Raw genomic sequence first — 11,423 nt, 5'->3', positions numbered from 1 at the left:
TTTTCAATAATATGTTTTCTGTTTAATTTATATATAAGGGGTGAAGTAGATGAAAAGTGATATAGAGATTGCACAAAGTGCTAAGATGCTACCTATACGAATGGTTGCAGAAAAAATGGGATTAACTGAGGATGATATTGATTTATATGGTAAATATAAGTCGAAGATTTCTCTAGAGGTATTAAAAAGGAATGAAAATAAAAAAGATGGGAAATTAATATTAGTTACAGCCATCAATCCTACTCCAGCAGGAGAAGGTAAATCTACGGTTACAATAGGCCTTGCGGACGCTTTATGCAAACAAGGTAAAAATGCAGTCATAGCTTTAAGAGAACCCTCACTTGGGCCAGTATTCGGCATTAAAGGCGGAGCTGCTGGTGGTGGATATGCTCAAGTGGTACCGATGGAGGACATAAATCTTCATTTCACTGGTGACATGTATGCTATAACTGCAGCTAATAATTTATTATCAGCATGTATTGACAACCATATTCATCAAGGTAATAAGCTTAGGATAGATAGCAGAAAAATTACGTTTAAAAGAGTTATGGATATGAATGATAGGTCCCTTCGCAGTATTGTTGTTGGACTTGGGGGTAAACCTAATGGATTTTTAAGAGAAGATGGGTTTATGATAACAGTTGCTTCAGAGATAATGGCTATTTTATGCTTATCCAAAAACCTTATGGACTTAAAAGAAAGAATGGGCAAAATTCTGATTGCTTATGACCTAGAAGGTAGCCCAGTTTATTGCAGTGATTTATCTGTAAATGGTGCAATGGCACTACTTATGAAGGATGCTATAAAACCAAATTTAGTTCAGACGCTAGATAACACACCTGCCATAATACATGGGGGACCATTTGCTAATATTGCTCATGGCTGCAATAGTTTACTAGCAACTAAAATGGCTTTAAAATTAGGAGATTATGTTGTAACAGAAGCAGGATTTGGAGCGGATTTAGGTGCTGAAAAGTTTTTTGATATTAAGTGTAGATATGGAGAATTAAAACCAGATTGTGTTGTTCTTGTGGCTACGATAAGAGCGCTAAAACATCATGGTGGAGTTAAAAAAGATAAATTAAATGAACCTAATGTAGAAGCTCTTTCAAAAGGAATTGCAAATTTAGAAAAACAAATTGAAAATATTAAGAAATATGGAGTTGAAGTAATAGTATCAATAAATAAATTTGTCTCTGATACGCAAAAAGAAATTGAGTACATAAAAGAATTCTGTGCACAAAAAGGTGTTAAAGTAGATTTAACAGAGGTTTGGGAAAAAGGTGCAGAGGGTGGTCTTGAACTAGCCAGCAAAGTTGTAGATACTTTAAATGAGGAAAAAAGTGATTTTAAAGTTTTATACGATGATAAGCTCCCTATTAAAGAAAAAATAAATATTATTGCAACAGAAATATATGGAGCAGACGGAGTAGATTATACAATGGCTGCAAATAAGCAAATTGCTGAAATAGAAAAGCTTGGATTAGATAAAGTTCCTATTTGCGTTGCTAAAACTCAAAACTCTCTCTCAGATAATGCGAGCCTTTTGGGAAGACCAACAAATTTCACTATAAATGTAAAAGAAGTTAGAATATCTAATGGGGCTGGATTTGTTGTGGCATTAACAGGAAATATAATGACAATGCCAGGACTTCCAAAGATGCCAGCTGCATGTAGGATGGATATTTCCGAAGATGGGACAATATCGGGCTTATTTTAAAGAAGATTTTAATTAAGTAATATCAATTATTACAGCATTGAAAATAATAATTAACATAATTTAAAGGGCAATAAGGTTGTTATAGACGATATCTGTAGCAACCTTATTTTTATTTAAAAATATATTTGCTACATATAAATAAATCGTCTATAATACTTATATTGTAATAAAAATCTAAAAAATAACATATTCGGACTGCATTTTTGATACAACATATTAGCACGTAAATTTTCTTGAAAATATTTAACTTGACAAATATGGTCAAGTTGTTAGAATTAGATTGATAAATTAGGAATACTTAAAATTAAAATTATAGAATATTTGAGGTACTAATTTTGTGGTTTTGTATGAAAAAAACATAAAGCGGCTTGGAGCTGTTTTATATTATATAGGCGGTGGATAAAGTGATTTTAGTTTTAGATGTTGGAAATACCAATACTGTTTTAGGAGTTTTTAAGGAAAAGAAGTTACTTGTAGAGTGGAGAATATCAACTGATGCAAAGAAAACTGCTGATGAGTATGGAATTCAAGTAATGCAATTATTTTTTCAGCGAAACATAAAAACAGAACAAATTAGAGGAGTAATAATTTCCTCGGTTGTTCCTAATATTATGTATTCACTAGAACATATGATAAGAAAATATTTTAATTTAGTTGCTATGGTAGTAGGGCCAGGAGTAAAGACAGGAATAAACGTAAAATATGACAATCCAAAAGAAGTTGGTGCAGATAGAATTGTTAATGCAGTCTCCGCCCATGAAATTTATAAAAGATCATTAATTTTAATAGATTTTGGAACAGCTACAACCTTTTGTGCTATAAGCAAAGATGCTGATTATTTAGGAGGAACTATATGCCCTGGTATTAAAATAGCTTCTGATGCACTATTCGAGAGAGCAGCGAAGTTACCAAGAGTGGAGCTTCTAAAACCTGAAAAGGTTATCGGCAAGAATACTGTTTCAAGCATGCAGGCTGGAATAATATATGGGTATATTGGTCAAGTAGATTATATTGTTACTAAGATGAAAAGTGAAATGATTAGTATGGGAGAAGAGGAACCTTTTGTAGTAGCAACAGGAGGACTCTCAAAGTTAATAACCGAAGATTCATTTGCTATTGATGAGTTTCATCCGAATTTAACACTCGAGGGGCTTAGATTGATTTATGAAAAGAATAGGGAATAGGTGATTTAATGAAAATATCAAATATCAACTTTGAAAACAATGTTTTTTTAGCGCCTATGGCTGGAATTACAGATATTGTCTTCAGAGGGTTATGCAAAGAACTAGGGTGTGGTCTCGTGTATACTGAAATGGTAAGTGCTAAAGGATTATATTATGGTAGCAGTAATACGGAATCTCTTATGAAAATTTCAAGTATCGAGAAACCTGTAGTTATTCAGGTATTTGGGAATGACCCTAAAATTATGGCAAGTGCCTGTGAAATATTTAATGCAAGGGACGATATATGTATGATTGATGTAAATATGGGATGTCCTGTACATAAAATAGTTAAAAATGGTGAAGGCTCAGCTTTGATGAAAACACCTAAACTAGCAGCTGAAATAATAAGAGAAATGAAAAAAGTTTCTACAAAACCTGTAACAGTAAAATTTAGAAAGGGATTTGATTCAGGTAGTATTAATGCTGTGGAATTCGCTAAATATATGGAGGATGCAGGTATAGATGCTATGGCAGTTCATGGCAGGACTCGCGAGCAGATGTATCAAGGCGCGGCTGATTGGGATATTATAAGGGCTGTAAAAGAAAACGTTAAAGTACCGGTGATAGGGAATGGAGACATATTCTCTGTGGAGGCTGCCGTTAAAATAAGGGAAGCAACTAATTGTGATGCTATAATGATTGCAAGAGGGGCCATGGGCAATCCATGGATATTTAGAGAGATTACCCAGGCAATAAACGCAGAAGAGGTTATATATCCTACTCCTGACGAGAAACTAGATATGTGTATAAAACATTTAGACCTTGCTGTTAAATATTATGAAGAAATTAAAGCTGTTAGAGAAATGAGAAAACATACAGCTTGGTACATTAAAGGATTAAAGAACTGTAGTGAAATTAAGAATAAGATTAATACAAAAGATAATTATGATGAAGTAAGGAAAGTGCTTCTAGCTTATAAAGATTATTTAAGAGATATAAATATGTAATTTAGGAGTAAAATACGAATTTATATAAATTACACTGAATAAGATAATAATATATTAATTTATAAGGTGCATATGTATGAAACCGATTTTATGTGTAAATTCAAATATAGACAATATGTATAATGAATATGGGTTTTTAAGTAAAATTACAGATAAACTAAAGACGAAATTAATAAGTAATGAATACATTAAGGAATTAGATATTAAGGTCACAACTGTTAGACTACCACCTAATTTTAATAGAAAAGCATATAAGAGTAATATAAACTATGCTGAAAAATTATGTAAGTATAGGGGGGTAATATTATCGCCTAAGACACTAAGACCGTTTGATTATAATTTATTTAATGATTTTCAAAAGCGGTTTTTGGCTTTTAGTGTTATAAAAAGCATACAACTTATGCTTAGGATTAGAAACAAAAGTTTGAAGAGTTGTTGCGTTGTAATTTATGATGCTTGCGAGATGATAAACTATAAAATCATTTTAGAACTTGCCAAACAAAGTAAGTATATTGTATTTTTATCACATGATTTAACAAAAGCTAGAAAGCTTGCAGATTATATTATTGCTAATTTTGGAGTGTCACCTATTGTTACAAATGATGATGTCTATGCTAGCAAAATAGCAGATTTCATTATATCATCTAAGGATTATGAATTTAGCTATGGAAAGTTGGTATGGCTTTTAGATAATAGTATAAACAGTGAAACTAATATTATAGCTGTAAATGATGTAAGTTATAAGGTACCATGGAATACTTTTAATGCGAATTTCTCAGTTGAACTCCTAGGAGCAGTATTATGCCAAATGCAAGAAACTGATATTGAAAAAGCATTAAAGTATAACGGTATATACTTAAAAGAAATAAAATGCAATAATAATGTAATATGTTAGTTTAATTTTAACTTACATATTGACAATATTAACTACCTGATTTATAATGGCTAAATAGTTGTACGTGGATTGTTATTATAATATTAAATTTTAGGCATATTAATTAGAACTAATAGTCTTATATTATACAAGTTATGTAGATTATCTATAGTTTTAGAAAAGCATTATTATGGTGGGGCATTTTATGCTATTGTATTGCTATTATATAGTGAATCTATGAGTTTGACTAACTTAATTCAATAAAAATTTAAAGGGGAGAATTAAATGAGCGAGCCAAAAAAGTATGTAATGACTTACGAGGGGATTACCAAATTAGAAGAAGAGTTAGAATTTCTTAAGACTGTAAAGAGGAAAGATATAACAGAGAAAATAAAGGTAGCGCTTGGATATGGGGACTTAAGTGAAAATTCAGAGTATGATGATGCTAAAAATGAGCAAGCGTTTGTAGAAGGTAGAATTATACAACTGGAAAATATGCTCAGGAATGCAAGTGTTATGGATGAAGATGATATAGATAAAGATGTAGTAAGTATAGGTGCTATAGTTAAGGTTAAAGATTATCAGTTTGACGAAGAAGTTGAATTTTACATAGTGGGTTCAGCGGAAGCGGATCCGATGGTAAATAAAATATCAAATGAGTCACCAGTTGGAAGTGCACTAGTTGGAAAGAAAGTAGGAGCAGTTTTAGAAGTTAATGTTCCAGAGGGTGTCGGCAAGTATGAAGTGTTAGAGGTTAGACGAGGATAGTTTTTTATTGATTGTTTAATCTTTATATAGTGTAATCTTCACAAAAGATGATAACTACAGAGCAAAGTATTTATAAAACATAAGGGTACTTAACAATTAATACTTGTTAAGTGCCCTAAAGAAATATACACTTAGAAGCAGTACGGAGCTTAAAAATCAATAACTGTTTCTGTTAAAAGGAAATTAGGAGGTTTACTAATGTCAAACGAAAAAAAGAACAATGAAAAAAGCGAAGAAAAAAGTTTACATGAACTTGAATCTAAATATAATGAACAGGTAACTATAAGACGACGAAAATTATCTGCTTTAAAAGAAGAAGGTAAAGATCCATTTGATGTGTACAAAGTTGAGAGAACTCATACATCACAAGAAGTCAAAGATAATTATGAAAAATTAGAAGGTACACAGGTTATTGTAGCAGGTAGACTTATGTCTAAAAGAGTTCATGGTAAGGCTGGTTTTTCTGATGTCCATGATAGATATGGTAAAATTCAATTATACATAAAAATAGATGATGTAGGCGAAGAGAAATTAAAAGAATATAAAAGTTTTGATATAGGAGATCTTTTAAGCGTAACTGGCACACCGTTTGTTACCAAAACTGGTGAAATATCACTACATATTGTAGATTTCTGTCTTATAGCTAAATCTCTAAAACCACTCCCAGAAAAGTGGCATGGATTAAAAGATCCTGATTTAAGATATAGACAAAGAGAAGTAGATATAATAATGAACCCAGAAGTAAAAGATACGTTTATGAAGAGAATAGCAATAATTAGATATATTAGAGAATTTTTAGATAATAAAGGTTTTTTAGAAGTTGAAACTCCAATACTATCACCAATAGCAGGAGGTGCAGCAGCAAGACCGTTTGTAACTCATCATAATGCACTAGATACTGATATGTATCTTAGAATTGCAACAGAATTATATTTAAAAAGACTTATTGTTGCTGGGCTTGAAAAGGTATATGATATGGGCCGAAACTTTAGAAATGAAGGAGTAGATATAAGACATAGTCCAGAATTTACAGCTATAGAGTTATATGAAGCTTATGCAGATTATAATGATATGATGGAAATTACGGAAAATATGGTAGCTTATGTTTGTGAAAAAATTCATGGTACTACAAAAGTAAATTATCAAGGAACTGAAATAGATTTCGCACCACCATGGAGAAGAATTACTATGGTAGATGCAGTAAAAGAATATTCAGGTGTTGACTTTACAAAAATAACTACTAATGAGGAAGCTAGGAAGATAGCTAAAGAAAAGCATTTAGAATTTAAAAAAGATATGGAAAATTGTACAAAAGCAGATATACTAAATGCACTTTTTGAAGAATATGTGGAAGATAAATTGATACAACCAACATTTTTATGTGATTATCCCGTAGAGATATCACCTCTTACTAAGAAGAAGAGAGGAAATGAGGAATTTACAGAGAGATTCGAGGGATTTGTATTTGGAAGAGAAGTATGTAATGCATACTCAGAGCTAAATGACCCAGTTGTTCAGAGAGATAGATTTATGCAACAAGCTAAAGAAAGAGAACTAGGTGATGATGAGGCTTATCTAATAGATGAAGAATTTATGAGCGCATTAGAAACAGGAATGCCTCCAACAGGTGGAATGGGTATGGGTATTGATAGATTAGTAATGTTCTTAACAGATTCATATGCAATAAGAGATGTTATACTATTTCCTACAATGAAACCAATTCAGTAATCTAAGAATAATTTTTGAAAGGATATTTTAGTTAACCTAAAATATCCTTTTGATTTTTTTACATTTCATATTTCTATGTATATAGAAAGTTATTCTATTTTCAACAGTAAATAAAAATGACAATAAAATAAAAAACTAAAAAAGCTATTGTATTTTTGATTATATATGTTATAATACCATTATAGTTAGTTAAAAATGATAATATTCCGCGATAGCTCAACGGTGGAGCACTCGGCTGTTAACCGATAGGTTGAAGGTTCAAATCCTTTTCGCGGAGCCATTTTTATTTTAAAGTATTTGAATACAAAATTGTTTATTAGAGTATTTTAATTATAATACTAAAATAATAATAGTCTTTAATAATATAAAAGTAAATTACATATTAAAATAATAGAATATTTCACTATGAGAAAGAAAAGTAGTAGTAATACTTTATAAGAGAGGTTGTGGCTAGTGCAAACAATCAAAGTATTATTGTGAAAGGAACTTTTGAGTGTATAGAACTTAGAGTAGGGCATGTGCTAATAAGGGTGGAACCGCGGAAGTAATTTTCGTCCCTTAGGGTATAGTCTTTTTTTTATATTAAAAATTTAGGAGGATTAAAATGGAATTAAAGAAGAGCATGGATAAGATTGTTTCATTGTGTAAGACAAGAGGGTTTGTATTTCCAGGGTCTGATATATATGGTGGACTCGCTAACGCATGGGATTATGGTCCTTTAGGCGTTGAATTCAAAAACAATGTTAAAAAAGCTTGGTGGAAAAGATTCATTCAAGAAAGTCCATATAATGTAGGGGTTGATTGTGCTATACTCATGAACCCTGAAGTATGGGTTGCGACGGGCCATGTTGGAGGGTTTTCAGACCCATTAATGGATTGTAAGGACTGTAAAGCTAGATTTAGAGCAGATAAACTAGTGGAAGATCATATGACGAAACTTGGAGCAGAGGTAGCTACTGCTGATGGATGGACAAACGAAGAGCTAAAAAATTACCTAGAAAAAAATCAAATAGTATGTCCCAAATGTGGAAAAAATAATTTTACTGACATTAGAAAATTTAATTTAATGTTTAAAACCTCCATGGGAATAACTGAGGATGGTAAATCAGAAATATACCTAAGACCCGAAACAGCTCAAGGTATTTTTGTAAACTTTAAAAATGTTCAGAGGGCATCAAGAAAAAAGATACCATTTGGCATAGGTCAGATAGGTAAGGCTTTTAGAAATGAAATAACACCAGGGAACTTTATTTTTAGAACTAGAGAATTCGAGCAAATGGAATTAGAATTCTTCTGCAAGCCAGGTACAGACTTAGAATGGTTTACATATTGGAAAGAATATTGTGCTAGCTTCTTATATAATTTGGGAATGGAGAAGGAAAATTTAAGGTTTAGAGACCATGACACAGAGGAATTATCATTTTATAGTAATGCTACTTGTGATATAGAATTTTTGTTTCCTTTTGGATGGGGTGAATTATGGGGAATTGCTGATAGAACTGATTATGATTTGAAGAAACATATGGAACATTCAGGGCAAGACCTTAGTTATCTAGATCCTATTACAAATGAGAAATATGTACCGTACTGCATTGAACCTTCATTGGGTGCAGATAGAGTTGTTCTTGCATTCTTAGTTAATGCATATGATGAAGAAGAACTTAAGGGTGGAGACATAAGGACAGTGCTTCATTTACACCCAGCGCTTGCACCATTTAAGGCTGCTGTTTTACCCCTTAGTAAAAAATTATCAGAAAAAGCTCGTAAGGTTTATGATATGTTAAGTAAAAAATTTAATATAGACTATGATGAAGCCGGAAGTATAGGAAAGAGATATAGAAGAGAAGATGAAATAGGAACACCGTATTGTATAACTGTAGATTTTGATACTTTAGAAGATAGCGCGGTAACAATAAGAGATAGGGATACTATGGAACAAATAAGAGTAAACATAGATGAGCTTGAAAAATTTATAGATAATAAACTACAGTTTTAGATTAGGTTGCAGTTAGAGAATAGAGTATAGTATAAAATATGACTTGCATAGTCCGTATTTATACTATGCGCTATTTTTTTATAGAATAAATTTATATGACGTCTAAAGCCTAGATCTTTAGATGATATGCAACTGCTCATGTGATAACTTAAGTGTTATAATTAATATAAAAAAGTACGTGAAACTAATAGTGATATAGAAAAGATATTAAGATTACGGGGAGGGCCATATGGAGAAAGATTTCAATGAATTTAAAGAGATTATAAAAGGAAAAAGGGTTGGGGTTGTAGGTATAGGAGTTAGTAACATTCCTTTAATAAGGTTTCTTGTGGATTTGCAGGCTGTTGTTACAGCTTTTGATAAAAAAAGTTATAGTATGCTTGGCAACGTAGCAACAGACTTTGAAAAAATTGGTGTAAAGTTAGTCTTAGGTGAAGATTATTTAAATGACTTAACTGGGTTCGATGTTTTATTTAAAACACCTTCTATGAGAATAGACAATCCTGCTTTTTTAAAGGCAAAACAAGAAGGAACATATATAACATCTGAAATGGAAGAATTCATAAAATATTGCCCTGCAAAAATTTATGGAGTAACAGGTAGCGATGGAAAAACTACTACAACTACAATAATATATAATATATTAAAGGCTGAAGGATATAAGACTTGGGTTGGCGGGAACATAGGAATCCCTTTGTTTGCAAATATAGAAGAAATATCTAAAGATGATAAAGTAGTACTAGAGTTGTCGAGTTTTCAGCTTATGACTATGAATGTTTCAACCGATGTAGCAATAGTAACGAATTTGAGTCCAAATCATCTAGATATTCACAAGAATATAGAAGAATATATAGATGCTAAGAAGAATATATTTAAATATCAAAGCGATGGTGATCTCGTAATACTTAATAAGGATAATGCTTTGACATATGACTTAAGAAAAGAGGCAATGGGTAAAGTTAAGTATTTCAGTGTACGTGATAAATTAGAAGATGGTGCATATTTTCAAAATAATAAATTATTTAGTATGAATAATGTAGTATGTAATCTTGAGGAAATTAAACTAAAAGGGATGCATAATGTACAAAATTTATTAACTGCTTTTTGTGCAACTCAAGATGATGCATCCATTACGAGCATGAGAGAGGTGGCTACTACATTTATTGGGGTACCTCATAGAGGTGAGTTCGTTCGGGAAGTAGATGGAGTTAAGTATTATAATGATTCAATAGCATCGACGCCAACTAGAACAATAGCTAGCCTTAAAGCTTTTGAAAAACCGGTTATATTAATAGCTGGAGGATATGATAAGAAAATACCTTTTGAACCTTTAGCAGAAGAGGCATACAAAAACATTAAAATATTAATACTTGTAGGTGCAACTAAGAATAAAATAAAAGAAGTTTTTGAGCGCATATTAAAAGAAAAGAATATATCTTTAGAAATTATACTTGCTGAGAATTTTAATAAAGCAATTCTTACAGCTAAAGCAGTTGCGAAATCTGGTGATATAGTCACGTTATCACCAGCATGTGCAAGTTTTGATATGTTCCAAAACTTTGAAGCACGTGGTAACAAATATAAGGAAATCGTAATGGCATTACAATAAAAATATAATTTCATCTTTCCTAATAATAACTTCGGTAAAGATAATTTACTGAAGTTATTATTTTATTTATCAGTGAATTATAATGCTGTATAATTAAACATGATGATTTATTGGAGCAATTGCTAAGAGAAATAAATGTTCCAAGCGTATCACTATGAGTAAAACGCTATATATTGGAGAAATAGGTACGAATATGAAAGTAAAATGATTAAACGGATAATTATAAACAGATGGTGTGTTATACATGTGATATTATATTAATTGTCGCTGAAACATATAGTTAGAAATTAACTTTAAGTGGATAGTGATAAAATAAAAATTCATTATTAAAACTTATTTTTAAATTAGTTGACAATGAATAAAAAAAGAATTATAATAATAAAAGTCATCACATGATGATTAGCAAATTGGTCTTTGAAAATTAAACAGAGAAATAGGTAAAGAAATGAAATAACATTTTGTTTTAACCAGTTAATTACTTTAGTAAAAGTAATATTTTAGTCGTAAGACTAAAAAGTATGTAATGAGCTTGCGAATTAACTTAACAGTTGTCGCAGA

8 protein-coding genes and 1 tRNA gene are annotated in these 11,423 nt (G+C 31.2%); all 9 read left to right on the top strand.

Annotated elements, in window-relative coordinates:
* The first annotated feature begins 49 nt into the window (after positions 1–49).
* The 9 genes from LGK95_RS15345 (at position 50) to murD (ending at position 10,865) form a co-directional block, all read left to right on the top strand.
* On the top strand, positions 50–1,720 hold the full coding sequence (locus LGK95_RS15345; RefSeq protein WP_226125661.1) for a formate--tetrahydrofolate ligase: 1,671 nt from the start codon (positions 50–52) through the stop codon (positions 1,718–1,720).
* A 404-nt stretch (positions 1,721–2,124) separates the two neighbouring features.
* Positions 2,125–2,904, top strand: a complete 780-nt coding sequence (locus LGK95_RS15340; protein WP_226125660.1) for a type III pantothenate kinase — start codon at positions 2,125–2,127, stop codon at positions 2,902–2,904.
* Between the two features lie 8 nt (positions 2,905–2,912).
* On the top strand, positions 2,913–3,890 hold the full coding sequence (dusB, locus tag LGK95_RS15335) for a tRNA dihydrouridine synthase DusB (protein ID WP_226125659.1): 978 nt from the start codon (positions 2,913–2,915) through the stop codon (positions 3,888–3,890).
* Positions 3,891–3,966: 76 nt separating this feature from the next.
* The gene (locus tag LGK95_RS15330; RefSeq protein WP_226125658.1) at positions 3,967–4,785 is read left to right on the top strand and encodes a Rossmann-fold NAD(P)-binding domain-containing protein; all 819 of its coding nucleotides are present in this window, start codon (positions 3,967–3,969) and stop codon (positions 4,783–4,785) included.
* A gap of 264 nt (positions 4,786–5,049) precedes the next feature.
* On the top strand, positions 5,050–5,532 hold the full coding sequence (gene greA, locus LGK95_RS15325; RefSeq protein WP_226125657.1) for a transcription elongation factor GreA: 483 nt from the start codon (positions 5,050–5,052) through the stop codon (positions 5,530–5,532).
* A 198-nt stretch (positions 5,533–5,730) separates the two neighbouring features.
* Positions 5,731–7,260, top strand: coding sequence for a lysine--tRNA ligase (lysS, locus tag LGK95_RS15320; protein ID WP_226125656.1), 1,530 nt, complete (start codon positions 5,731–5,733; stop codon positions 7,258–7,260).
* 205 nt (positions 7,261–7,465) lie between these two features.
* Positions 7,466–7,540 (top strand) — tRNA-Asn (locus LGK95_RS15315).
* Between the two features lie 324 nt (positions 7,541–7,864).
* Positions 7,865–9,256, top strand: a complete 1,392-nt coding sequence (locus tag LGK95_RS15310; protein WP_226125655.1) for a glycine--tRNA ligase — start codon at positions 7,865–7,867, stop codon at positions 9,254–9,256.
* Between the two features lie 229 nt (positions 9,257–9,485).
* Positions 9,486–10,865, top strand: coding sequence for a UDP-N-acetylmuramoyl-L-alanine--D-glutamate ligase (murD, locus tag LGK95_RS15305; protein WP_226125654.1), 1,380 nt, complete (start codon positions 9,486–9,488; stop codon positions 10,863–10,865).
* Positions 10,866–11,423: the final 558 nt, after the last annotated feature.

Source organism: Clostridium algoriphilum (genome assembly GCF_020443705.1).
Taxonomy (GTDB): domain Bacteria; phylum Bacillota; class Clostridia; order Clostridiales; family Clostridiaceae; genus Clostridium_AD; species Clostridium_AD algoriphilum.
Note: the sequence above shows the minus strand (reverse complement) of the source record. Positions and strands in the feature narration are given on the sequence as shown.

What these genes read in the sequence shown, in the direction of transcription:
- LGK95_RS15345 (WP_226125661.1), top strand. Translation starts at nt 50, where the DNA reads ATGAAAAGTGATATAGAGATTGCACAAAGTGCTAAGATGCTACCTATA.
- murD (WP_226125654.1), top strand. Translation starts at nt 9,486, where the DNA reads ATGGAGAAAGATTTCAATGAATTTAAAGAGATTATAAAAGGAAAAAGG.
- dusB (WP_226125659.1), top strand. Translation starts at nt 2,913, where the DNA reads ATGAAAATATCAAATATCAACTTTGAAAACAATGTTTTTTTAGCGCCT.
- LGK95_RS15330 (WP_226125658.1), top strand. Translation starts at nt 3,967, where the DNA reads ATGAAACCGATTTTATGTGTAAATTCAAATATAGACAATATGTATAAT.
- lysS (WP_226125656.1), top strand. Translation starts at nt 5,731, where the DNA reads ATGTCAAACGAAAAAAAGAACAATGAAAAAAGCGAAGAAAAAAGTTTA.
- LGK95_RS15310 (WP_226125655.1), top strand. Translation starts at nt 7,865, where the DNA reads ATGGAATTAAAGAAGAGCATGGATAAGATTGTTTCATTGTGTAAGACA.
- greA (WP_226125657.1), top strand. Translation starts at nt 5,050, where the DNA reads ATGAGCGAGCCAAAAAAGTATGTAATGACTTACGAGGGGATTACCAAA.